23 protein-coding genes are annotated in these 25,569 nt (G+C 40.0%); 15 read left to right on the top strand and 8 right to left on the bottom strand.

Features of this window, described 5'->3' with window-relative positions; all coding sequences use genetic code 11:
• The first annotated feature begins 312 nt into the window (after positions 1-312).
• Positions 313-1,821 (top strand): Na+/H+ antiporter NhaC family protein, encoded by a 1,509-nt coding sequence (locus H9649_RS14365; protein ID WP_191695590.1) that lies wholly within the window; start codon positions 313-315, stop codon positions 1,819-1,821.
• A gap of 233 nt (positions 1,822-2,054) precedes the next feature.
• Here the strand turns inward: H9649_RS14365 and H9649_RS14360 are convergent, their stop codons facing one another.
• From H9649_RS14360 to H9649_RS14345, 4 genes are all read right to left on the bottom strand, one after another.
• Positions 2,055-2,876 (bottom strand): cupin domain-containing protein, encoded by an 822-nt coding sequence (locus H9649_RS14360; RefSeq protein WP_191695599.1) that lies wholly within the window; start codon positions 2,874-2,876, stop codon positions 2,055-2,057.
• Between the two features lie 264 nt (positions 2,877-3,140).
• Complete coding sequence (locus tag H9649_RS14355) at positions 3,141-3,806, bottom strand: hypothetical protein (protein ID WP_191695589.1); 666 nt, start codon at positions 3,804-3,806, stop codon at positions 3,141-3,143.
• Positions 3,807-3,870: 64 nt separating this feature from the next.
• Positions 3,871-5,349 carry a BCCT family transporter gene (locus H9649_RS14350; RefSeq protein WP_191695598.1) on the bottom strand — a complete coding sequence of 493 codons (1,479 nt, stop codon included), beginning with the start codon at positions 5,347-5,349 and terminating at the stop codon, positions 3,871-3,873.
• A 265-nt stretch (positions 5,350-5,614) separates the two neighbouring features.
• On the bottom strand, positions 5,615-7,153 hold the full coding sequence (locus H9649_RS14345; RefSeq protein ID WP_191695588.1) for a bifunctional metallophosphatase/5'-nucleotidase: 1,539 nt from the start codon (positions 7,151-7,153) through the stop codon (positions 5,615-5,617).
• A 128-nt stretch (positions 7,154-7,281) separates the two neighbouring features.
• Between H9649_RS14345 and H9649_RS14340 the strand changes: the two genes are divergently transcribed.
• From H9649_RS14340 to phnE (H9649_RS14325), 4 genes are all read left to right on the top strand, one after another.
• Positions 7,282-8,325 (top strand): phosphate/phosphite/phosphonate ABC transporter substrate-binding protein, encoded by a 1,044-nt coding sequence (locus tag H9649_RS14340; RefSeq protein ID WP_191695587.1) that lies wholly within the window; start codon positions 7,282-7,284, stop codon positions 8,323-8,325.
• A 66-nt stretch (positions 8,326-8,391) separates the two neighbouring features.
• Positions 8,392-9,153 (top strand): phosphonate ABC transporter ATP-binding protein, encoded by a 762-nt coding sequence (phnC, locus tag H9649_RS14335; RefSeq protein ID WP_191695586.1) that lies wholly within the window; start codon positions 8,392-8,394, stop codon positions 9,151-9,153.
• On the top strand, positions 9,150-9,959 hold the full coding sequence (phnE, locus tag H9649_RS14330; protein ID WP_225229907.1) for a phosphonate ABC transporter, permease protein PhnE: 810 nt from the start codon (positions 9,150-9,152) through the stop codon (positions 9,957-9,959). The genes phnC and phnE (H9649_RS14330) overlap by 4 nt, the downstream gene beginning before the upstream one ends.
• Before the next feature lie 11 nt (positions 9,960-9,970).
• Positions 9,971-10,777: a phosphonate ABC transporter, permease protein PhnE gene (gene phnE, locus H9649_RS14325; RefSeq protein WP_191695585.1), complete on the top strand. Its 807-nt coding sequence runs from the start codon at positions 9,971-9,973 to the stop codon at positions 10,775-10,777.
• Positions 10,778-10,872: 95 nt separating this feature from the next.
• On the opposite strand, the gene H9649_RS14320 is transcribed toward phnE (H9649_RS14325), so the two are convergent.
• Positions 10,873-11,136: a hypothetical protein gene (locus tag H9649_RS14320; protein ID WP_191695584.1), complete on the bottom strand. Its 264-nt coding sequence runs from the start codon at positions 11,134-11,136 to the stop codon at positions 10,873-10,875.
• 417 nt (positions 11,137-11,553) lie between these two features.
• Here H9649_RS14320 and H9649_RS14315 point away from each other — a divergent pair, with 417 nt between their 5' ends.
• Positions 11,554-11,865, top strand: coding sequence for a hypothetical protein (locus tag H9649_RS14315; protein WP_191695583.1), 312 nt, complete (start codon positions 11,554-11,556; stop codon positions 11,863-11,865).
• Between the two features lie 69 nt (positions 11,866-11,934).
• On the top strand, positions 11,935-12,426 hold the full coding sequence (locus tag H9649_RS14310; protein WP_225229906.1) for a spore coat protein: 492 nt from the start codon (positions 11,935-11,937) through the stop codon (positions 12,424-12,426).
• A gap of 153 nt (positions 12,427-12,579) precedes the next feature.
• On the opposite strand, the gene H9649_RS14305 is transcribed toward H9649_RS14310, so the two are convergent.
• On the bottom strand, positions 12,580-13,962 hold the full coding sequence (locus tag H9649_RS14305) for an amidohydrolase family protein (protein ID WP_191695582.1): 1,383 nt from the start codon (positions 13,960-13,962) through the stop codon (positions 12,580-12,582).
• Positions 13,963-14,066: 104 nt separating this feature from the next.
• Between H9649_RS14305 and H9649_RS14300 the strand changes: the two genes are divergently transcribed.
• From H9649_RS14300 to H9649_RS14290, 3 genes are all read left to right on the top strand, one after another.
• The gene (locus H9649_RS14300) at positions 14,067-14,975 is read left to right on the top strand and encodes a helix-turn-helix domain-containing protein (protein ID WP_191695581.1); all 909 of its coding nucleotides are present in this window, start codon (positions 14,067-14,069) and stop codon (positions 14,973-14,975) included.
• Positions 14,976-15,090: 115 nt separating this feature from the next.
• The gene (locus H9649_RS14295) at positions 15,091-15,528 is read left to right on the top strand and encodes a general stress protein (protein ID WP_191695580.1); all 438 of its coding nucleotides are present in this window, start codon (positions 15,091-15,093) and stop codon (positions 15,526-15,528) included.
• Positions 15,529-15,689: 161 nt separating this feature from the next.
• Positions 15,690-16,985, top strand: coding sequence for a DUF5068 domain-containing protein (locus H9649_RS14290; protein ID WP_191695579.1), 1,296 nt, complete (start codon positions 15,690-15,692; stop codon positions 16,983-16,985).
• A gap of 240 nt (positions 16,986-17,225) precedes the next feature.
• Here H9649_RS14290 and H9649_RS14285 read toward each other — a convergent pair whose 3' ends face one another.
• Complete coding sequence (locus H9649_RS14285) at positions 17,226-17,822, bottom strand: superoxide dismutase family protein (RefSeq protein WP_191695578.1); 597 nt, start codon at positions 17,820-17,822, stop codon at positions 17,226-17,228.
• Positions 17,823-18,292: 470 nt separating this feature from the next.
• Between H9649_RS14285 and H9649_RS14280 the strand changes: the two genes are divergently transcribed.
• Positions 18,293-18,928: a 2OG-Fe(II) oxygenase gene (locus H9649_RS14280; protein WP_191695577.1), complete on the top strand. Its 636-nt coding sequence runs from the start codon at positions 18,293-18,295 to the stop codon at positions 18,926-18,928.
• Between the two features lie 62 nt (positions 18,929-18,990).
• On the opposite strand, the gene H9649_RS14275 is transcribed toward H9649_RS14280, so the two are convergent.
• Positions 18,991-21,129, bottom strand: a complete 2,139-nt coding sequence (locus tag H9649_RS14275; protein ID WP_191695576.1) for a transglycosylase domain-containing protein — start codon at positions 21,127-21,129, stop codon at positions 18,991-18,993.
• Positions 21,130-21,558: 429 nt separating this feature from the next.
• Here H9649_RS14275 and H9649_RS14270 point away from each other — a divergent pair, with 429 nt between their 5' ends.
• From H9649_RS14270 to nagE, 4 genes are all read left to right on the top strand, one after another.
• The gene (locus tag H9649_RS14270) at positions 21,559-22,332 is read left to right on the top strand and encodes an SDR family NAD(P)-dependent oxidoreductase (protein ID WP_191695575.1); all 774 of its coding nucleotides are present in this window, start codon (positions 21,559-21,561) and stop codon (positions 22,330-22,332) included.
• Between the two features lie 386 nt (positions 22,333-22,718).
• Positions 22,719-23,201, top strand: a complete 483-nt coding sequence (locus tag H9649_RS14265; protein WP_191695574.1) for a PTS sugar transporter subunit IIA — start codon at positions 22,719-22,721, stop codon at positions 23,199-23,201.
• 16 nt (positions 23,202-23,217) lie between these two features.
• The gene (locus H9649_RS14260) at positions 23,218-24,054 is read left to right on the top strand and encodes a PRD domain-containing protein (RefSeq protein WP_191695595.1); all 837 of its coding nucleotides are present in this window, start codon (positions 23,218-23,220) and stop codon (positions 24,052-24,054) included.
• A gap of 19 nt (positions 24,055-24,073) precedes the next feature.
• Positions 24,074-25,525 (top strand): N-acetylglucosamine-specific PTS transporter subunit IIBC, encoded by a 1,452-nt coding sequence (nagE, locus tag H9649_RS14255; protein WP_191695594.1) that lies wholly within the window; start codon positions 24,074-24,076, stop codon positions 25,523-25,525.
• The last annotated feature ends 44 nt before the right edge of the window (positions 25,526-25,569 follow it).

The following is a 25,569-nucleotide window of genomic DNA, read 5'->3' as shown; positions in this document are numbered from 1 at the left end:
TTTTGTTTATTTGCAAGCGTTTTTCTGTAATATTTTGTACGCTCTTACTGTTTTTTCTTACCATGCAACGCTAGTGGACGGTACCTGTGCACGACACATTTATGACAATTCAACAAAATCTATATAAATACAAAGAAAAGCCACCTGACTAACGTCACGAGTGGCTTTTCTTCTTTATATTATGCAATTGTAGTGTATTGTCTGAATCGTGTTTTGCACAGGTACCCCGAATTTTTTTCATCACATATTGCATATATAGTAATTTAATTGTATAGTTATGCAATGAATTATTTTTAGAGAGGAATGAATTGTATGGAACATATGGGACTGTTATCTTTAATCCCCCCACTTATTGCAGTTATTTTAGCGATTGTTACGAAGAACGTTATTATTTCATTATTTTCTGGTGTTTTTGCAGGTGTTCTTCTTCTTGTTGGCGGTAATCCGCTTACAGCTACGACCGGAGTTATTGGGGATTATTTATTTCCGCAACTGACGGATAGCTATAATGCCGCTGTTTTAGTCCTGTTGTTTTTCATTGGAGGATTTGTTGCGTTAATGGAAAAATCAGGTGGTGGAGCGGCACTTGCGGCTGCTTCGGCAAAATACATAAAAACACGAGCGAATGCTCAATTATCTGCTTGGTTCGGTGGAATTCTTATTTTCTTCTCTGATCTCGGAACGCCACTTATTGTTGGTCCCGTTTTTGAAAAAATCTTTGATAAAGTGAAAATCTCAAGAGAGAAGCTCGCTTGGATTATTGACTCCACTTCATCCCCAGTAGCTGTTCTTATTCCTTTCATTGGATGGGGCGTATATATAATGGGGCTGATTCGTGCAGAATTCGATAAGTTGAATATCGCCGATTCCGAATTCAATACACTGATTCAAGTGATTCCATTCCAATTTTATGCAATTTTGACAGTATTGCTCGTACCTTTAATCGCCATTACGAAACTCGATTTCGGTCCTATGGCAAAAGCGGAACAGCGTGTACGACAAACAGGTCAACTTTATTGGCCAGAGTCCAAGCCGTTACGAAAGGCAGAAGAAATGAAGGAATATACGACAGGTAGCCGTACAATCCTCATTTGGCTTCCACTTCTTGTATTATTCGTTACATTGTTCGGTCTGCTAATCTCAAAAGGCTTCCCAATGACACCAGTTCCAGGCGGTGAGTTCCGTGTCGCGCTGAGCACAGCTTATCTGTTCGCAGCTATTACAATTGTCATCTTAATGATTGTGTATAAAGTGAAGAAATTCAATGAGATTTTTGATATTTATACATCTGGTATGCAGAAAATGGTTTACGTGGCAACGACGCTCGTTCTTGCTTGGGCACTTGGAAAAGTAATTGGCGAAATGGGAACGGCAGCTTTCATCGTCGAAGTAATGAAAGGAAATGTGCCGGCTTTCATTATTCCAGCCATTCTCTTTGTCGTTGGCGCAGTGATGGCGCTAGCTTCCGGGACATCTTGGGGAACGTTCGCCATTATGTTACCAATCGCGATTCCAATGGCTCTTTCACTCGATGCACACATGCTCGTATGTATCGGAGCAGTCTTATCTGGTGGGATTTTTGGAGATCACTGTTCTCCCATTTCAGATACGACGATTCTTTCATCAACAGGAGCTGGAGCGGATCATCTGGATCACGTGAAAACGCAATTCCCATATGCATTACTCAATGCCTCCATTGCGCTTGTTGGATTTATCGTCGCTGGATTGACTGGAAGTGCGTTCACACTAATCTTAACAATCGTTCTACTCATTGCAACGACAGTCCTATTATCTCGACGGAAACAAGCACAACTTGCTTAACTGACAAAGAGCCCCCATCTTTTTATTAAGGTGAGGGCTCTTCTATTTAGTCGTAACTTCCATTCACAATTTAGAATACCATCCCGACAATAAAAACGAAGTCATGTACAGAACTACTATCTAGGTACTGTAATTTTGTGTTGCCTTTTGAATAAAACGGAGTGGGCTAAAGGCGATCGTTTATAGAATTTCTTGTAGTGGTTTGACATGTAGCTACAAAAAAACTGCCGTTCCTACATATTTTTGCTTTGTTGAAGTAGTTTAGATTCCCCAGTTCGTTCCCATTCTTCTACTGTTTCATACGCTTTTTCTGGCGTATACCCTTGCCCTACGAGAACCCCCATTAAAATGAACTCTTGCAAAATGTGTGTCGCATTTATGCCACGACGTACATCATCTAAGCCTTCATTGACTAAGTACTCTGTGTAACGCACCCATTCATCCGGAGTTTTGCCAGAAATAACCGTGTTACCATTGCTCTGGTGATTTCCATATTCCGCAGCCATCGCCGCTGCTTTCGTAGGTTGTACCGTACCAAAAGGATGGTTCGGTGGTGCATAGATGGAGTATAGCTTCAATGGCTTGCTCCCTGTATTTGTTAAGTTATGCCATGCACCTGCAGGTACAAAAATTGCTGAGTCATCAGAGACAGGTGCTCGGAAGTTTAATTGGTCTTTTCGATTTCCCATCTGCGTGACCCCTTGCCCCTCTTCAATTCGGATAAATTGGTCAACATCCGGATGCATTTCAAGTCCAATATCTTCTCCTGGTCGGAGACTCATTAAGGTTGTTTGCAAATACTGCCCGGTCCATAAGGCAGTTCGGAACGTATTGTTTTGTTTCGTTGCTTCCTCGATATCCACGACGAAAGGCCTTCTTCCATAATCTACAGCCTGACTATGATTTCCAGGAACAGTCGCATGCGGCTGTGATGGATTAGATGGCATAGCCGCATAAGGATAAGTGTAGTAATGCGGCATTCCACCATAATTATTTGTCGATCCATTCATAGGTGTAATCGGTTGATACGGATACCCGTAAGGTTGATAATACATTCTTTGCTCGCTTCCCTTCACGCACATTTCTTCTAGCATATGCGAAAGCCCTCCAGGCGTTCTTATTTTTCGAACGACTAGACACTGGTCGGGAAAACCACAAAATAATGGTTGGTACCTGTGCACGACTCATTTATGACAATTCAACTAAATCTATATAAGTGCAAAGAAAAGCCTTCTGACTAACGTCGCGAGTGGCTTTTCTCCATTTTTTATGCAATTGTCGTGTATTGTCTGAATCGTGTCTTGCACAGGTACCTAAAATTAATCTAATACGTTAAGGATGAAGCTCCATACGTCTGAATTTCGTAATTTATCGACTTTAACTTCAATATCTCCGCCTAAATAGACGGTGTCTCCTTGGATGGCTACAATCATAGTTTGGATGATGGGATCGCTGTTGTTCTTTTGAAACACATCCCCTATTTTTGGTGTGTAAATTGCATGAGGAGGTAATTCCGGTTCTCCTGCATTATATTCGTTTTCATCTTCCGAACCAGGGTGCAATATTTTATCAATACGTGTTGCTCCTTCTGAGAAACCCGGTACCATTACCCAATATTCATTATGTTTGATGCCGTTGGATTTATTGCTTATGACACCATTCGCTTCAATTTTAGACACCATTTCTATCGCATGTAAGTGATGATGGTCGAGCGAATCGGGTTTAGGATTGATAATTAAGATGTAGTCGCCTATCGTAGCTTTTGCATCCTTCTGAAGTGTAAATCGTTTGTAATTGCAAACAAAGCTATCTAAATGCTTCGGTTTGTATAAAGTGATTTCTTTCGCTGTCGCCAATTGTTGCTCCAGATCTTCAAGACGGATGAGGTGGATAGACTGTTTAAAAAACGGTTTCACGGAATAGACTTTATGGAGTTTATTGTTGTAGTAAACGAATTGACCTTTTCTAACGTTTAGTAGATTCATTTAATTTCCCACCTTTTTAACTTTTTTACTCATTCTCATTCCTTTGAAATACACTTTCACTTTTTCATGATTCTTTTTCTTTAATAATTTTATAAAATGAGAGAACCATCAAACTGACAATTAAGGACAATGGCAACGCTGATATGATAAGCATATTCTGAAATCCTTTTATCCCACCCGAATACATAACAATCGCAGCCATTAATGCTAGTGTCAGTCCCCAGACAATTTTAACAGTATTAGATGGATTCAACTGCCCACCTGTACTAAACATCCCGAGAACAAATGTTGCCGAATCCGCTGAAGTGATGAAAAAGATTGCGATAACAACTACCGTTATTAGAGAAAGCACTGTTCCAAGTGGATAATGCTCATACATTCCGAATGTCACCGTTTCTGTAACTAAAGTGGACAACTTAGCAAGTCCATTCTGTTCTAAATAAAGTGCAGAACCTCCGAACACCGCAAAAAAGATAAACGTAACAAGTGTTGGCGCTAATAATACGCCAGCAATAAACTCTTTAATGGTACGACCTTTTGATACACGGGCGATAAACATTCCGACAAACGGTGCCCAAGATATCCACCATGCCCAATAAAAAATGGTCCAATCATTAATCCACTGTCGCTGATCACCGTTAACCGGTTTAAGCTCAAAACTCATTTCAATAAAATTCCCTGCATATTTACCGATGGAAGTAGTGAATAGATTTAAAATATACGTAGAAGGGCCAACAAAGAATAAGAGGATTAATAAAACAAAGGCTATGACAATATTGATCGTACTTAAGTATTTGATGCCCCTGCCAATTCCCGACCATGCAGACACGATAAATAACACTGTGGCAATTGCTAAAATGATTAATTGAAACCATAATGTTTTAGGTGCGTTAAACAAATATGTCAATCCGCTATTAATTTGCGCTGAGCCGAATCCAAGTGTCGATGCCACACCAACAACAGTCGCAAATACTGCAAGTGTATCAACAATATGACCAACTGGACCGCGCATAATTTTCTTACCAAATAACGGTTCAAGCGTTGCGCTAATCAAACCTGGTGCACCTACGCGAAATTTAAAATACGCGAGCACAAGTGCTACGATACTATACAATCCCCAACCATGAAGTCCCCAGTGAAACATTGCATATTGAAGAGACTCAACAATTGCCTGTTCCGATCCCGGTGTAGCATTTGGTGAACTAATAAAAGCATGTGAAATGGTTTCTGCAGTAGTGAAAAACATTAAACCAATGCCCATTCCAGCACTAAATAGCATCGCAAACCATGCTAGCAAACTAAATTCAGGTTCATCATTATCTTTTCCCAACTTCACTCTCCCAAAACGAGAAAACATAAAATAAATGCAAACGCTAATCATTGCAACAATTACAAAAATGTAAAGCCATGCAAACTGATCATAAATAAATACAGTAGCTAATGAAGTCAACCCATTTAAACTCTCCGGAGATATGAACCCCCAAAGTACAATAGCTACACAAATAACTAATGAATACCAAAATACTTTTGTTATATGCAAAATACCCTCCCCTTTCTAACTTGTACTATTTCAACATACCCAACAAGCATTATCAAGTAATCCTAATCAAATAAATTGTGTCGGTACCTGTGTGAAGTGCATTTATGACAATTCTCAACTAAGTATAAAAATACACAAAGAAGCCAATCAAATACTTGTATGATTGGCTTCCAGCTTTTTATTTATGCAATTGTAGTGTATTGACTGAATAGTCCGGTGCACAGGTACCCGGAAATAGTGCACAGGTACCCGGGAATATTTTCCTTTATTAATACAGGATTTTCATATTGCGCATTGGATTGGCGGATACTTTTTCGTGTTTCACAAAGTAATCCGCTATCAGTTCCGTCATATCGGTCTGAATGTCTTTGACTACTGGGCAATCCCGGAAATACTCAAAATTGCCAGCGCCGGTTGCTCTGTAGTTATTCATAACAACGTCATATGTTTCATCAAGCTGTAAAGGCATTCCATTATAAAGTACTTCTACAACACGGCTTCGTTCGGGCTTGCGTAAATCGATTGTATAATCGATTCCGCTCCAGAGATCGTAATTGAAAGGTTGCGCTTTTGGAATCATAAAAGCATCTGATACGACCGGAACACCATCCACCAATGTGAAATATGTCGCAGATTGTTCAAGTGCTTCTATAATATATCTGCCTTTTACTTGTAGCACTTTTAATGTGTTCGGGAAGATATAATTCGTTACGATATCCCGCATTGTTACATTTGGGTTAAAGCCGAGACATACATCATTAAAAACGGCCATACATGAAATTGACGTGCCGCCTACTTCATTTTGAACACGGTTAATAAAATCAACATATGGATGCCCCTCAAGTCTAGCCGTAAAAGGGCTACTAATGAGCATGTCTCCTTCTACTGTCCCGATGCTTTGATCCAGCCAGTTCTCCGTTTCTGTATAAATTGGTGCTATCATGTCTTTTATTGTTTCATTTACATGAACGTCTTCCATATATATAAGCGATGGTTCAGCTTTTTCTAACTTCCCGCTATCATTAAAAGTCAATTCGATTTTGCCTAGGCTTACACCTTTTGAACCCGGCTGAACGATAGCTTTGCCAAATAGATGCTGGGCGATTTCGCGATGTTGATGACCTGTAATGACAGCATCCACACCATCAATTTCTTTACAAATTTGATAGCCGACATTCTCCCGTGTGGATTCGAGGACTGCCCCTGTTTCCAAGTCACATTCGAATCCACCATGATAAGCGATGATCATAACGTCGATCTGATGATTAGCTTGAAGCCATTCAACTTCTCTCTTCGCTGCTTCGAACGCATCCTCAAAGACTAATCCTTCTATATTATCCGCCGCTTCCCAGATCGGAACGAATTGAGTTGTCACCCCAACAATTGCAATATTGACGCCGTCAATTTCTTTGATAATGAAAGGCTTTGTAAAATACTCGCCGTTTTTGCGTTTAATGTTGGCGGCAAGCCATGGATAATTGGATTCTTCCACTACTTTATTCAAGACAGGCAATCCGAAGTTGAATTCATGGTTACCGAATACCGCAAGATCGTAGTGAAGCGCATTCGCCAAACGAATTACAGAGTTTTCTTTCCCTTTTTTAAAGCTTTGTTCAAAATAGGTCAACGGACTTCCTTGAATGAAATCACCATTTTCAATTAATAAAACAGGATTTTCGTTACGTTCTTCCTCGATGGCAGTTGCCAGCTTCCCTAAACCTAACGGTAAATTCGTCTCACCAGAAAAATCAGTCGGCATAATATATCCATGTACATCGCTCGTCACCAATATAGAAATTCTTTTCATTCCACACCTCAATACTCATTTTCAATAAAATCACAGTATACTAAAAATACATTTTACATAATCTTTACTTTCCGATTCTATCAAACTAACCTATAATGGTCTAGTATTCAAATTTTAGGAGGTAGATTATGAAGAAGGTCGTAATGTTAATGCTCGTCCTTGTTATGGGTATTTCTCTTGCAGCATGTGGTTCAGATGACAAAAAGTCTGAGAGCAATGGTGATGATAAGAAAATCGACAAACTTTCCATCGCTTTTGTTCCATCTCGTGACCCTGAAGAAATTATTACAGCTACAGAACCACTGAAAGAAATGTTGAAATCAGAACTCGAAGCACAAGGTTATGATGTAGACAACGTTGAAATTACAGTAGGAACAAACTATGAAGCTGTCGGTGAAGCATTATCTGCCGGAACAACGGATATCGGTTTGATCCCTGGTGGTACATATGTCCTTTACGATGACGGTGCAGAAGTTATTTTGACAGCAACTCGTGCTGGACTTAGCCTTGATTCGGAAGATCCAGCTGAATGGAATAAAAATAAGCCGACAGAGAAGTCCGATGCACAAGCAAATTCATACCGTGCACTTCTTGTTGCAGGTCCATCTGAAAAAGGTAGAGCACTTGCTGAAAAAGTGAATAACGGTGAAAAATTGTCATTTGAAGACCTAGACAATGTTAGCTGGAACGTAATGTCTTCATCATCTCCAGCAGGTTATATTTATCCTGCATTATGGTTAGATGAGAATTTCGGTAAAACAATTACGGATCTATCTAAAGTTGTTCAAGCTGACTCATACGGAAGTGCATTTGCTCGTCTAGCTGCTGGTCAAACAGACGTACTTGTAACGTATGCGGACGCACGTATTGATTTTGCAGACAAATGGACTGCTGAGTTTGGTCAATCCAATCCGATTTGGGATGAAACCGATGTAATCGGAGTAATGCCTGCTATTTATAACGATACAGTAAGTGTCAGTAAAAACTCAGACATTATGAATGATGATCTGAAAGCTGCACTTCAAAAAGCATTCATTAATATCGGTAATTCCGACGAAGGCAAAGAAGTCATTGCGATTTATAGTCATGACGGCTACCAAGAAGCAAAAGACTCGGACTATGACAATGAACGTAAAGCACAAGAGCTAGTTCAAGAACTTAGTTCAAACTAATACAAAGACAAAAAGATGGGGACACCTCGCGTGTTCCCTTTTTTAAGCAAAGGATGTCGATTCTGCATGATAAAGTTCGAAAACGTAGAGAAGAAATACGACAATGGTTTTGTAGCATTAAATAATATAAATCTAACGATTGAACAAGGCGAATATGTCGCTATTATCGGTTTGTCGGGAGCAGGAAAATCCACCCTTTTACGCTGTGTAAATCGGATGCACGATATATCGAGCGGTTCATTAATCGTTAACAATGTGGAAGTATCCAAGCTGAAAGGCAAACAAATTCGAAAGTTACGCAGAGGAATCGGCATGATTTTCCAATCATTCAACCTCGTTAATCGTATATCATCATTCAAAAATGTCCTTGTCTCATTTGTACCTGATATGCCCTTATGGCGGAAAGTTCTCGGTTTATATACAAAACAGCAAAAAATTGAAGCGTTGGAAGCACTTGACCGTGTAAATATATTGGACAAGGCGTTCATTCGAGTCGATCAGCTTTCTGGTGGTCAGCAGCAACGTGTTGCGTTAGCTCGTACACTAGCTCAACAACCAACAATTATTTTAGCAGATGAACCCGTTGCTTCACTCGATCCGATTACAGCAAAACAAGTTATGACAGACTTCCAACGGATCAATAAAGAATTGAATATGACGATCGTCATTAATATTCACCATGTAGATTTGGCATTAGAATATGCCACTCGAGTCGTCGGCATCAGAAGTGGCGAAATTGTTTACGATGGTCCCGCTAATGAAGTATCGGAAGAAATCTTGGATCACATCTATAACGGGAAGCTTGAAGAGGAGCTGACTGGCAATTGAATATTTTAAGAGCTAAGTCAATTACATTGCCTAATGGTAAAGTAGTTCCTGTAAAACGTTCAAAGACGCCAGTAATTATTTTGGCGTTACTCATTTGTTGCTATTATTCTGTTCAGATTACAGGCTTCGACCTGCAAGTGTTAGTTAAACGAATTAACCAGTTTTGGGTTATTCTCGCTGACATGATCCCTCCCAATTGGAATTACCTGAATAAGCTTTGGCAACCCCTGTTCGACACGATTAAAATGTCACTGCTCGGCTCTATATTAGGTTCTGTGTTAGCTTTACCACTCGCCTATTTTGCATCTTCAAATATGAGGAAAAACCAGACTGTAGTTGTTGTAACGAAGTTTATTTTAAGCTTATTACGTACATTGCCTACTTTGGTCGCCGCGTTGATTGCAACGTTCATCTTCGGTATCGGGACGATGGCAGGTACTGTCGCCATTTTCATCTTCACAATCGCCTATGTTGGAAAACTATTGTATGAGCAAATAGAGAACGCAGATTTAAAAGCATTTGAAGCGATGCAATCGATGGGTCACTCGACCTTTTCAGCATTCCGCTTTGCCATTATCCCTCAAATATTACCTAACTATTTATCTAACGCCATCTTCTGTTTCGAAGGGAACGTAAGATATGCTGCTATTTTAGGGTATGTTGGCGCAGGTGGTATTGGGTTAATGCTTAATGAAAGCCTTGGATGGCGTAATTACGCAAATGTCGGGATGATTTTGCTGTTGCTTGCTGTCACAGTATTTATAATCGAAACGATTAGCGAAACTATTAGAAAGAAATTTTTATAAGGGTGATCACAATGAATATAATTGAAAAGCATTTATTGAACGAGCCTAAGCGCACTGTGCAAAATGTGATCACCGCTGTTATTGTCATCATCTTTCTCATGTGGTCGTTAACTGCAGTCGATTTATCCAATTTCACAAGCAACGGTGTCGCAATCGCTAAAAATATTTTGCACGGAATTGTAACTCCAAATACAGATTTGCTGTTTACATTTAATACGAATGGTGTTCCCTATTTACTCCTTGAAACGGTGGCAATCGCCTTCCTTGGAACAATTGTCGGAACGATTCTTGCGATTCCACTCGCATTCCTGTCGGCCTCTAACATTGTGCCAAAGCCGGTTGCTTTCATCATTCGTTTGTTTTTAATATTCGTCCGTACGATTCCAGCAATTGTATATGGATTAATGTTCATCCGTGTTACAGGACCTGGACCATTTGCAGGTGTTATGACAATGGCATTGGTCTCCATCGGTATGCTCTCCAAACTATTTGTCGATATCATAGAAGACTTAGAAGTGAATATACTTGAGTCCTTGGAGTCAATTGGATGTACACCTTTTGAGAAGATCCGTTACGGAATCATCCCACAATTATTCGCTATGTTCATATCGGTCGCGATTTATAGATTTGATATGAACTTACGAGATGCTGCTATTCTTGGATTAGTAGGCGCGGGCGGTATCGGCGCTCCACTGATTTTTGCGATGAATGCCTATAAATGGTCCGAAGTCGGTTCCATCCTAATCGGCTTAATGGTGTTGATCTTAATCGTGGAATTCCTGTCTAACAAAATCCGAAACAAAATTGTTCGTGGATAAAGGACATTTCACAATGTGCGTTTAAAAAAAGGAAGGACAACATCTCAAGAAATTGAGACTTGTCCTTCCTTTTTGTTTTCGAATTGGACTGTATATCACTTACCTGCGATGCTCAGGCACCAAGTGAAATTTTCCCAAGCGGAATTCCAACCTGTGAATACCTCAGTTGAATCATCCCAACGCACTTCAAATTTCTTCTTACCGTCTACATCCACTATATACAACGTTAAGGTATTATCCTCTTTCGACACCGCTAACTTCATACCGTTTTGAAGTTCTTCTTCAGTGAACGCTACATCAGAGACCGAGCGCACTTGTGCTTGCTCGAACACTTGCTTGTTAATAATTCTATAATCCATAATAAACCTCCACTCAAACATTTATTCTTTATGTTAGTTCATACACATTCTGCAAATAACAGAACTACAGTAGTTTATTTTATATGTATTTACCGACGAAATCAAAGTTAAAATAAACTAGCTCAATTCAAACAACTCCATAGTGACAAATCCCTCTGCCGGTTCTCCTCTAGGTACCTGTGCAAGAAACATTCATGACAATTCAACCAATTTGCATAAAAATACCGTATTTTACAGCAAACACTTTACCAACAACTTCTCAGTTTTATATTCATGCATTTGTAGTGTATTTTCTGAATTGCGTCTTGCACAGGTACCTCATTTGTACCTCATTTTTTTCATGATAAGTATAGGGGCCCGTGCAATGCTTGTTTTTCTGCGTATACATATATGTAAGTGCAAAGGGAGGTGATTTGTGTGGATGAAAAGAAAACGAGTGAACAATTAGAAGGCTTGTCCGGGCAGCTGATGGAGTTGTTTGTTGCTAATTTGTTGACGAAGCATAATGTGGACATCTCGAATGCGAAAAAGCGAATGACAGATGAACAGCGTGAGCATCTGAAAGGGACCGTTGAAAAACTAAAAGAGCAAGTAGAGGATTTTCTTGAAACGAAAACTGTCATTAAAAAGACAGAGACAGAAGCGAATGTCGTAGGACAAGCAGAAAGTCCGTTAAGAAAGGCCTTCATGGAAAGAAGAAAGAAGAAAGAAAACGAAAAACCGAATTGATAGTGGATGATTTGTCCAACTCAAGAGTAAATCAAAACATGTAATAGTAAGAGAGGGGAGGGAAAACTTATGAGTAATAATTATGATTACGATGATGAGTATGAGTATTGCAATTCACGTTCACAGAATAACTGGTCCGCCTTGGACCCTGATGCAGAGCACCCTGTTGCTTCAATGGGAAGCAGAAACTCGAACACTGGTGCAGATGCAGAGTTAATCTCGGACACTAATCAGAGCTCCAATGAATTAATTGTCATCCGCGATTCAAGTAACGTAACAGTGAGCACGACTGACACACAAGTTGCGGTATCTCTGCAAGCAGCGCTCCAAGTAGCCATCGCAATCGTTGTCCACATTTCGATTGCAGATGCTTCAAGGGCGGAACGTGTAACAGCTGAGTTACTGGAAAGAGCACAAATTCGACAGTCCAATCGACAAAGAGTAATTATCGTGAACTCCCGTGATGTCGAAGTGACAACGGTAGATACCGATGTGGCAATTTCCTTGCAGCTATTGTTGCAAATTCTATTAGCGCTAATTGTTCAATTGGAAATCCTTTAAGTTTTCTAGAATATCTTCCACACCCGCGACTCCCAGTTCGCGGGTGTGTTTGTTTACAAGTCTTCCCTTATTTATGTTATGCGATTGTACCTGAGTATGACACCTTTGAATTACAGAAAATACAGGCGACATTAGAAATTTACATCATCTAGCTTAGCTATCTTTGATTGACGCCACTCCATCATTCATTTTCACTTGTTCCATCTCTGTTTCCCACCGTTTTTCAAATTCCACCATTTGCTTTTCCAACTTCTCTTTCGTAGGAATACACTTTAGGATCTCCTCTTGGCTATACATTTTCCCACCTTTTATAATGCGATGGATTTCTTTTGTATGCTCGATCGCTTCGAGCGGATTTTCATTCAACAATACTAAATCGGCAATGTACCCTTCTTTTATTGCTCCGATGTCTACAAGGTTTATGGAACGAGCCGCATGGATTGTCGCCGCCTGCAACGTTTCCATTTCGGTCATGCCGATTTCATTGAACAGCTCTAATTCTCGATGTAGCGCCATACCTGGGAACGTATAAATAAGCGCAGGCGTATCCGTCCCCGGTACAACCGTACCACCAAGCTCAAAATAAGTTTTCGCCACAGTTTTAGTGAATGCATGCTGGTTGCAAAGTTGCTGTTTAATCCCGTCCACTTGCTCGGCCATGCTATGCCAATGGCTCATTAAAATATCATGTTCTTCGAGCGATTGTGTTACTACATTTTTCGGATACCAAAAGTCTGGATGCTGATTTGCCTGATCGATGAGGACAAGTGTCGGACAGAGCTTAACCTTGTAACGGAGCATCTGTTCACACAGTTCTTTAATCCGCTTCTCGTCAGGTTCCTCCCAACTAATATGACTCCATTCCGCTTGGTCAGCAGAAGGATACCACCCCGGATAGAGAGTCTGCACAAATCCCGAAGCATGTTCGAACCACGTGACACCTAACTCAGCCGCTTCCAACGCACTCACTTTTTGGGAATGAATTAAATCGCAAGCCACTTCCAATTCAAATTTCCGCGCTTCTTCAACCGTAGCCTGAATAACCTCTCGATTGGCCAAACCATAAATCTTTATGAAATGAACACCGGCTGCTACCTGTCTTCTCACTTCCTGTCGTGCTTCTTCAGCATCTTCCGTAACAAAGTTCCCGAAACTTGTCGGCCCCCATAGCCCCGGTTCCCCGTCAATCATCCGATCTGCGGAAAAGACACGAGGCGTCGGTCCATCTAGCGGAGCCTCAAGCAAATCCTCGATCATTAGCACATTACTCGCAGGATTGCGTACCGTTGTCACGCCAGATGCCAAAAAGTGTGGCGCAAATCTACTTTGGATATGACAATGCATGTCAATTAAACCCGGGATGATATACATGCCAATTGCATCGATTGTTGGAATGGTTTTCGGAAAACTTTCACCCGACTTGTAAATCCTTGTTATCTTCGTCCCTTCAATTTCTATCGAGCCATGGAAAGAATCCCCCATTTCAACATCAATTATCGTACCGTTTTTCACAATATAATGTTTCACTTCAGCCATGATAGCCGCCCCCTCATGTATAATGGAATTAACTTATTTTTATTGTATATTCAATTTTTAAAGGTATTTCATTAATTTTCATATAGTGGAATTGAGGGGTACAAATGAAAGCATATGGGGAAACACTACGACAAATTCGTGAACAAAAAGGATTGACACTAAAAGAATTGGCAGATGGGATTTGTTCGATTTCATTCCTTTCGAAATTCGAGCGCAGCGATTCTGATATAACCCTTAGGTTGTTCACGAGAGTGTTAGACAAATTAATGATGAGTTTTGATGAGTTCTTGTTCGTCCATAACGAGTTTAAGGCCGGCCAGCTCGAACGATTTTTCAAAGCCATAGGCAATGCATATAATCAGAACGATTCAGATGCACTTAGAAAATTAAAAGAACAAGAAAAGAAAAAGTGGAAACAATCTGGTTTGGAAATGTACAAGCATCATGTTTTGATGTTACAAATGTATGAAAGCATTATCGACAATAAAGCGATGGTTGAAGAAGTACACAAAGAGGACATTCAAAGATTAGCAGATTACTTTTTTAACGTAGAAGTTTGGGGCCAATATGAGTTCATGCTTTATAATGCGACAATGCTCTTTCTCGATGCAGATATGGTACTACAGCTTTCTCGGACAGCATACGAAAAAAGTATACGGTACGAGGAGTTTCAAAAAGTAAACGAAGTAACTGGCACGATCCTGATGAATACAATCATTTATCTATTAGGACCTGTCAATAAATTCACAAACGAAATGAAATTTCAAGCGGAATTGGGCGAGTTCTTTTCCTATTTAAATGCCCTATCAGTTCCTGAACATAAATTATTCGAGCGAGCAACCTTACTTCAACTAAAAGGCGCATATAAATTGCGAATAGGAGAAAGTGAACTTGGTACCGCGATGATTCAAAAAGCGATTCATATATATACAGAATTAGGTGCTGTTGGGCAAGCAAATCATATAGAGAATTATTTGGAGCAGATCATGGCTTATCAAGAAACGGATTCCTAGGAATCCGTTTTTATGTTACTTCTTCCATAATATGCATCAGTGAAAGGTGACTATAAAAATAAAGATCGGGTAAATAGTATACATTATAGTTCTAGCAAACTGGAGGTAATTTGTAATGAAAAACCATGTAATCGGCGTATATGAAAATGAACAACAAGCGGCTGAAGTCGTTGAAGAGTTAAAATTGAAAGGCTATACAACTGAGGAAATTTCAGTTGTAGCTAAAAATATTGAAAAGCAATCTGAAGTCACACAGGAAGTCAAACCTTCCATTAAGGACGGAGCGATTGCAGGAGCCGCTACGGGAGGAGCACTTGGCATTGCCGGTGTACTAGTTGGGCTATCCACTGTTGTCATTCCAGGACTTGGCGCTGTATTAGCTGCAGGTCCTATTCTTACAACGATTGGAGGAGCAGTCATCGGTGCCGGCTCTGATGTTGGAGGATTAAAACATGCCCTGATGGAAATTGGAATCCCGGATGATGAAGCTGAAAACTACTCCCATGATGTTGAGAATGGAAAAGTATTAGTTTTTATTCATCCAAAAGACTAAGGGCGTCTATAAAACAACGCTCTAATCTATTTTAAACTAGGACTTTCCACATATTCCCTCATTCAATAAATCACTTAAGCACTGTTTTCAGAACAGTGCTTTTTGCTAGTCAATAACCTGTTACAATTATTTTGGTAATTCAATGTTAAGGGGTGCATAATATGGATTTTAAAAAAATGTTGAGCGGTTGCATGTTGGCGATGGTCCTCATCCTTGGCGCTTGCGGACAAGCGAAAGACAAAGAAGACGAAACGGCAGCAGCCGAGCAACCTGATAATGAAGAGTTAGAGAACAACGAAAATAATGCTGAATCGACAGTGACAGGGGATGAGACTGAAAGTGATGCAGAGGAAGAATCTGAGAGTGATACAGATCCTGCTGTAGAAGAGAAAAACGAATCTGCTGAAAATATTAATCCGTACATGGAAGAAGAAACAGACGGCGATATTGACATTGTGTTCACGAACACAGATCCTAATCTGACACATGCCTATTCGGATAAAGTAAAAATATCTGTTGCGGAATACCAAATCGCCCATGTGTCAAATATGAACGAATCAGTAAAACACAACTTCGATGATGAAGATGAGGGGTATGTTATCACATACAAACTGGCATTCGAAAACAACCTGGACGAAGACGTATTTTTTAATGCAAGTACAATGATGTTGTCAGATGACGGTACGGAGAATTTGTATAAACGAGTCGGACTCGTCGATCGGGAAGACTGGTTGTTAGGTGATAAAGACAGCGCGGGACGTCAATTCGGACCTGGTAAATTCACAGGCATGCTTGCGTACACTATGACAAAGGCACAGTACGAGCGATTAACAGCTCCAACATTCACAATCGACATTCCAATGCTTGAAGACGATTTCAATAAGAGGATCGGAAAAGACGCTGTTTTTAAAATTCCGTTCAATAATGAAGGTGCTGAAAAAGCATCAAAAAGCTCAGCATTATATGCCGATCGAATGGTGCTAGACACAATTGCGGATAAAGAATTGTTCTTCTCAAAAGAAGATATAAATGAAACAAAGAAAATCGACGAAGTGTCAATTACACTAGAGGGTGTCCAATACGCCGACGTCAAGCCAACAGCGGCACACGCTTCCCGTTTCAGCAATTTCGGCGATGGTCCACTCGTCGCATTGACAGCTAAATTCCAAGTGAAAAACGACAGCAAGGAAGCGTTTACGAAATCGTTGATCGATAAGCGTCTGATCCTTGACCAAAACAGGGGTAAAATGTTGTCTGAAGGTATGCTTGAACCGATTCTTTACGGAGATTTCCAACCTGGCGAATCGGAAGAAATCCTTGCCGTCTTCCTTTTCCGGAAGGACGAATTCGGGCTCTTTAAAGAACTACAGCTTCAATTTGGTCCATTAGCAGACACAAATGCGAAAAAGCTGTTCAAAGAAAAATCCGTAACCTTCGACCTGCCAATGGCAAAGTAATCAACTCAAACAGTACACCTTAAGGGTAATAAAAAACGAACCACCCATTGTATATCCAATATAAAACAGCAAAAGGAAATGCGTAATCACTAAGGTGTTACACAATGTGTGGATAGGAAACACATGACTATGTATTAACTAAATAGATATATTTTGAATAATAGAAAGAAGCCAATCCGTATTTTAAACGATTGGCTTCTTCTTATTTCAAACAATGTTAGCGGCATAGTTTTAAATCCATCACTCCACAATGCCACACGCGATGCGATCACCAGAATCACCCGACGGTTGGGTTTTTCCATCATCGGAATCCGCATGGATAACAAGAGCTGTTCCACCATCCTGGAAAAGCGAGTTTTCATCATCATTTTTCAACGTGAGGTTTTGAACGAAGAATTCTTCCTTCACCTCTCCATCTGCACCTACTACTAGGTTAGGTAAATCTCCAGCATGCGGGCCCCCTTCTGAGTCAAGTCCATGGCTAGCTTCCGTAGGATTAAAATGTCCCCCCGTGGATTCAAAGTCAGGCGCTTCACATACCCCTTTTTCGTGAAAATGAAATCCATGAGAACCTTCAGGCAGATCATGTGCATCAACCATTATTCTCAAAGCATCTTCTTCCTCGGTCAATTGCACCGTACCAAGTGACTTTCCGCTGCTATCCATCATTTGTACAGTAACGGATGGCAATGTATCCTCTTCACTCTGACTATCGGGATTCCCATTATTACCATTGGATTTATCTGTTACAGTAGCCGAGTCATTTTTTTCATCAGCACATGCTGCAAAAACTAGCGTACAAGTAAAAAGAACCGATAGTAATTTCCATTTTTTCATTATCACACGCTCCTTCAAGAATTTTAGATACTTGTACAATTCACTGTTTATAGTTATATAAAACAGAATTAAAGAAAAAGAGCACTTATCAGCCATTCGCAATGGTATTTTTTCGCAATTTTCCAAGAGGGAATTCCTACTTTTAGTCGGTACCTGTGCAAAGCACAATTCAGTCTATTCACTACAATTGAATATTAATAGAAATTTATATTTTATCTACTGAGTTAATTGAGTCTATCTGTATAACTATTCAAATTGGTTGAATTAACATGAATGTTTCATGCACAGGTACCGTCACAATTACTGCATTCATAATTTACGGCAACTAATCGATTGTGATAAAATGAAATGAATTGAATTTTATTCCAAGAGGAAGTGTGAACCGTAAAAGAAGTCCGTTATTAGCTGTACACTCATAGCCGAAGCATATATTTGTTTTGAAAACTAAACAATTCAAGAGGTGTTCGAAGTTGATAGCGGAAAATAAAGAACAAACGATATTTCATCATGTTGGTAAAAAAATCATTACAGATAGAGAGATTGACATTATTGCCCGAATTGAAGAACCGCTGATCGTCGTTTTAGGCAATGTGCTAAGTGACGAAGAGTGCGAGGAACTTATCAGATTGTCTACTGACAAAATGAAGCGTTCAAAAATCGGTACGACACGCGAAGAAAATGCGTTGCGAACGAGCAGTAGTATGTTTATTGAAGAAAGCGAAAACCTAATTGTTGCAGGGATTGAAAAAAGAATTGCAGCGGTCATGAATATACCTATTGAACATGGAGAAGGACTTCAAATTCTTCAGTATACACCAGGTCAACAATACAAAGCGCATCATGATTTCTTCTCATCTTCAAGTGCAGTGGCAAACAATCGAATCAGTACGCTGGTCATGTACTTAAATGAAGTCGAACAAGGTGGCGAAACGTTCTTTCCCCACTTGAATTTTTCCGTCACTCCACGAAAAGGGATGGCTGTTTACTTTGAGTATTTCTATAACGATCAAACGTTGAACGATTTTACGCTACACGGTGGAGCACCTGTGGAGATTGGTGAAAAATGGGTTGCTACGCAATGGATGAGGAAACAAAAAATAAGGTAAAAAGCTTTTTAAACGAATTGATTACAAAAGGAGGCCCTAATTAGCAGGCCTCCTTTAATTTATTAATCTTTCCCTTTATCCCGCTTCTTGTCCTTTTTCTCTTTGTTCTTCTTCTCTTTTTCTCTTTCCTTCTTGTATTTCTTATCCCTTTTTTTCTGTTCTTTCTCACCTTTTTCATCTCTTTTTTTCCGTTCTTTCTCTTCTTTTTTCTGCTGTTTCATTTTCGCTTTTTCTTTTTTACGTTCTTCTTTCTTCAATTTCTCCCGCTGATTATCTAGTTCCTTTTTATTATTCGCGATTAAAGGCAAATTGAATTTTTTCGTTGGGAATTCACTCATTGATTTTGACAGAACTTGTGCGAAAACGGGTGGCGCTGTGAAACTACTTGTCGACGTTAAATAGTGAGCGGCATCCGTTTGATCATAACCGAGCCAAACCGCACCTACGATGTCTGGTGTGTAGCCGACGAACCAATGATCCTTTGAACCTTCCACACCGGTGAACGGCAGCTGGGTAGTACCTGTTTTACCAGCTATTTCGATATCTGAAATTTGAGCTTTTTTCGCTGTACCTTCTTTAATAGCACCTTGAAGCATATACGTCATTTGCTGTGCAACTTCCGGTTCTGTTACATCTTCAGACTGTTCCTTCCACTTCCCAAGGACTTTGCCCCCTGAATCTTTTATTTCTACAATCGCATGTGCTTCCACCATGACTCCATCATTCGCAAATGTAGAAAAAGCTTGGGCCATTTGCAAAGGTGAAGTACCTTTGTTCAATCCTCCTAAAGCAAGACCAAGATTATAGTCGTTCTCTTCCAATGGAATGCCGAACCGTTCAACAGCACGCACTCCACTTTCTATTCCAATCTGCTGTAAGAGCCAAACTGGAGGAATATTATACGAATGAGCGACTGCATCGTACATTGTCACTCGTCCTCTATATTGCTTGTCGAAATTTTTCGGAGCATATCCATCTATGTTAATGGGTTCATCGACGAGCAAGTCCGACATATGATAACCTTGCTCAAGCGCTGGCGTGTAGACAGCAAGTGGCTTCAGGGTCGATCCCGGTTGTCTAATTAGCTCCGTTGCATTATTAAAGCGGCCATGCGTATATTCTCCTCTGCCTCCAACTAATGCAGAAATACCTCCCGTTTTAGGATTCAAGAAAACGGAAGCGCTTTGAAGGAGTTGATCGGGTGTACTCTCTGGAAAGTTACGATCATCAGCGTACACTTCTTCCAGTGCATCTTGAATAACAGGATTTATCGCTGTGTATATATGTAAACCTCCATATAACACTTCGTTTTTCGTTAGTTTGTACGTGTTAACTGCCTCGTCAATGACATGGTCAATATAATACGGATATTTCCCTTTGTAATTCGGCATGGTTGAATCAGCTAACTTAATTTCTTGTCCAATCGCTTCATCGTACTCCGTATGACTAATATACTTTTCACTTTTCATTACCGACAACACTATATTGCGACGTTCTACTGACTTTTCCATCTGTTTATAAGGAGATAGATGAGAAGGCGCTTTGATTAATCCTGCTAATGTAGCACATTCGCTTAACGTTAAATCATTAACATCCTTTCCAAAGTACACTTGAGCAGCTCGCTGAACGCCCCATGCACCTTCGCCAAAATAAATCTGATTTAAGTAGCGTTCTATAATATCATCTTTTGAGTACGTTCTTTCAATCTTCTTCGCGATAATTAATTCTTTGAATTTCCGAGAATATGTACGTTCTTGCGATAAGAATACATTTTTTGAAAGCTGTTGCGTAATTGTACTTCCTCCAGCGACAACCTCCCCTTTGAATAGGTTTTGGATGAATGCACGCGCAACTCCGAAATAATTAATGCCACTATGCTTGTAAAACTGTTGATCCTCAATGGAAACGACAGCTTCAACTAACTCATTCGGGATTTGGTCTAACGTAACCCCTTCAATAGTTGAATTTGATATTTTGCTGACAATGTCCCCTTTTTGATCGTAGATAAACGTCGGTCTTGGTTCAGGCTTTTCAAGTTTACTTACATCACTTGTTGAAATTAACCCATTAACAATAAGCAAAATACTCATTGCTACTACGAAGATAACGATAAATAGTACACGAATAGGTTTTTTTAAGTTAGACCATTTGTTACGTACATGTAACTTGTTCTTTTGTTGTTTATGATCCGTTCTTTTCATATGAATTCCACCTTCATCATTTTCATTCCTAGCTTTCAAAGTTTAGCATATTAAAAAATATAAACCTACTTCTACCGCATGTATTCGTTTGTTTCTATACAATTAACTGAAGACAATTATATAGTAAATATCAACACGATATGCAAATATTTAGACATTAAACTATTTGTTTGATTTTACATTAGTATAGGAGTATATTGTTCATTGAAAAACGTTTCGGAAGTTTTCTTCCAGTACTACTCTTCACTAATTTATTTTTAAATAATAAAGAAAAGGGGTATTGTTGCTAATACGTTTGTGCTTACAAGCTACTTTCAATGAAGGAAGCGAGTAATATCCGTTAGTTAACATATATTTACAGTATCATAAATTCAGTTTACTAAAGAAGTTTACTAAAGTAATGAGAATATAAAAAGAGGAGTGTTTCACATGGTTGGAATTATGGAAGGAAAAGCAGGATTAGTTACAGCATCAGGGTCAGGAATCGGTCGAGCATCCGCAATCGCATTAGCAAAAGCAGGCGCAAAAGTGATGATTTCTGATGTAAGCGAACAATCCGGTCAAGAAACGGTACAAATGATTAAAGACAATGGCGGTGAAGCTGCCTTTTTCAAATGTGATGTTAGTGACGAAGAGCAAGTCATCGCTCTTGTGAACAAAACAGTTGAAACATTTGGCAAGCTGGACTTTGCGCATAACAACGCAGGCATTAACAAAGGGCTTGTACCAATCGGAGAAATGGACTCCAAAGACTGGGATATTACACTAAAAGTAAATCTCTATGGCACATTTTACTGCATCAAACACCAAGTCAATGCAATGGTGAAAACTGGCGGCGGCGCAATTGTCAACACAGCATCAGGTGCTGGAATTGAAGGTTCACCAAATATGGCCCCATACACTGCATCGAAACACGCGATTGCCGGTTTAACTAAATCAGTCGCGTTGGAATATGGTCAAAAAGGAATCACCATTAACTCAATCGCACCGGGTGCAACGATTACACCTGCCATTGAAAGCTGGGCAAAGACATCACCAGAACAATACGAAGGTGTACTCAAATCACTTCCAGCAGGAAGAATGTCTACCGCTGAAGAACAAGCAAACGCTATTGTATTCCTATGCTCAGACCTCGCAAAATCCATTAGCGGCGTAACACTAGCAATAGACGGCGGCTACACGGCCGGCAAACTGCAACAATAACTTGTAAAACTTTTTAGGTACCTGTGAAAGACCCAATTCAGTCAATTCACTACAATTGCATATTAATAAATACATAATGTTGTAAGTATAAGATTTATTAATATTTATTGTATAACCATCCAAATCGACTGAATAAACATGAATGTTTCTTGCACAGGTACCGACACAATTACCGTTATCTAAAGAGTAGAAATTATCATATTGCTCTTTAATTTGGAATATGGTATTCTATAAACACAAAATCATATTGATCACATGTTACTGAATTGATTAGGCATGGTGGTAAACAAAAAGGACTGTTTCTCGTTCTTTTCGTTCCTCCATGCCTTTTTCAATTTATCGTCTTAGAGTAACGGCTATTTCATACGTGGAAGGAGAGTTTGCATATGTTTACTAAGCTGTTTAATAAAAAGAAGTTGCAAGTGATTGCGCCGATTACAGGAGATGTCGTTTCGCTTAGAGAAGTTCCCGATCCGGTTTTTAGTGAAGGGATGATGGGAGGTGGCATTGCGATTATGCCGAAAGAAGGAGGTATTCACTCTCCCGTAGAAGGGACGATTATTCTAGTGGCAGACACGAGCCATGCCGTTGGAATACAAGCTACTGACGGTACAGAGATTTTAATACACATCGGATTGGAAACGGTTACATTGAAAGGCGTAGGGTTTAAAACACACGTTCAAGTTGGAGATGCAGTGTCAATTGGACAGTTACTGATCGAAGCCGATTGGGACTATTTGAAGGAACATGCCAAGAGCATTCTCACCCCCGTCATTATTACAAATAGTTCCTCAAGAACCATAACGTCATCAAACAATGCGCAATGTATCGCAAATGAAACTGTGTTATTAACCATTTCAACTCACTAAATAAGGAGTGGTTCCAATTAAAATAAAAAAAATTCTCAATAACAATGCTGTCATTGTTCTCGACGAGGGCAAAGAAAAAGTCGTTGTCGGCTCTGGTATTGCTTTTAATCGAAAGCGAAATGACCTTGTCCTTCCCCAAAAAATCGAAAAGATTTTTGTCATGAAAGAAAATGACAAGCTTGCACAACTACTAAGTCGAATACCTGAAGAACACTTTACCATTTCAGAAGAGATTATTACGTACGCTGAAAAAGCGTTACATACAAAACTAAGTGAGCATATTCACGTTGTGTTGACAGATCATATTTCCTTCGCGATTGAAAGAACGAGGGATGGCATTCATATTCAAAACAAATTATTACATGAAATCAAACTCTTATACACTAAAGAATTTGAGATTGGTATTTGGGCAATTCAACATATACAAGAAGTTTGCAAGATTACAATGCCGCTGGACGAAGCTGCTTTTATCGCATTACATCTACACACAATGAAGCCACAAGGAGGAGATTTACGACAAACTTTACGGCAAACGACGATGGTCAGAGACATGGTGCAATCAATATCAAAACGTATGGACATCTTCATCGCAGAAGACGATATTTCTTATCAGCGCCTCATCACACATTTACGACATACACTCGACAGACTGGACCATTATGAAATCCACTCTTTGGATGAAGAAATGTCTGAAATAATTCGCGAAAAATATCCACATTCATACACATTCGCAACCGCCATGGCAAAAGATCTATTACAGCTTCACGGAATTGAGCTTCCCGAGCAGGAACTGGGCTATATTACTGTGCATATTGAGCGTTTAAGAAAGGCAGAAAAAAAAGTTGCAAAATAAGAAAGGGGTTTGATGAGTGATGAAGAAGTATTTCCAAAGACTTGGGGCATCTTTAATGCTTCCCGTTGCAGTTTTACCTGCTGCGGCAATATTAATGGGAATTGGCTATTGGATCGATCATGATGGTTGGGGCGCCGGAAACGTACTCGCCGCCTTTTTGATCAAAGCCGGAGATTCAATACTTGGAAATATCGCCATCTTATTCGCAGTTGGAGTAGCACTAGGTTTAGCAAAAGAAAGAGATGGATCAGCAGCCCTAAGTGGACTTGTCGCATTCTTAGTCGTAACGACGATGTTGTCCTCCGACACTGTTGCGTTATTGCAAGGAATTGATGTCGCAAACGTCGATCCTGCATTCGATAAAATTAAAAACGCATTTATCGGTATTTTATCAGGTATTATCGCTTCAATCATGTACAATCGATTTAGTCATGTAAAACTGCCCGATTTCTTAGCCTTTTTCAGCGGAAAACGACTCGTGCCTATTATGTCCGCCGTTGCAATGCTCTTCATCTCTGCAATCTTATTTATTGTTTGGCCAATCGTCTATGGAGCTCTCGTTTCGTTCGGTGAAGGGATAAGCGGTTTAGGAGCTGCAGGCGCGGGATTATACGGCTTCTTCAACCGTCTGTTAATTCCTACTGGATTACATCACGCACTGAATGCCGTATTCTGGTTTGATACAGTTGGAATTGATGATATTAAAAACTTCTGGAGTAGTTCGGGTGAAAAAGGCGTCACGGGAATGTACCAGGCTGGCTTCTTCCCGATTATGATGTTCGGATTGCCCGCTGCTGCACTTGCGATGTACCATACTGCAAAAACGAAGAGAAAAAAGCAGGTCGCTTCTTTAATGCTCGCCGCCGCTTTCGCATCGTTCTTCACAGGCGTAACAGAGCCTATTGAATTTGCATTTATGTTCCTAGCTCCTGCACTATATGTAGTTCACGCAGCACTTACCGGTCTCTCACTATTCATCGCAGCTAGTTTCCAATGGACAGCAGGATTCGGATTCAGCGCTGGCTTAATAGACTATATACTAAGCTTGCGCATTCCAATTGCCAATATGCCCTTAATGCTTCTGCTACAAGGGCTCGTATTCGGGGTCATTTATTATGTACTGTTCCGCTTCCTCATCTTGAAGTTCAACTTGAAAACACCAGGACGTGAGGATGATGATGAATACGAAAACAACGACACACTTGTCGCTACGGGCGATCAGAAATTCCATGCAATGGCGTCACAAATCTTCACAGGCCTCGGCGGGAATGAAAACATCCGCTCTGTTGATAACTGTGCAACACGCTTACGCGTAGAAGTTAGCGATATGAACAAAGTCGATCAACAACTGATCAAATCTACAGGCGTCCCCGGCATTAATGTCGTCGGTGCAAATAATATTCAAGTCATCGTCGGAACGAGCGTCCAGTTCGTTGCTGATGAATTAAATAAAATACGAAAAACGAACTAAACCCTATTTTAGGTGGACCATTGCTAATTGATGGTCCACTTTTA

The sequence above is a fragment of the Sporosarcina quadrami genome (assembly GCF_014836615.1).
GTDB lineage: Bacteria > Bacillota > Bacilli > Bacillales_A > Planococcaceae > Sporosarcina > Sporosarcina quadrami.
This window is presented reverse-complemented; position numbering and strand designations above follow the sequence as displayed.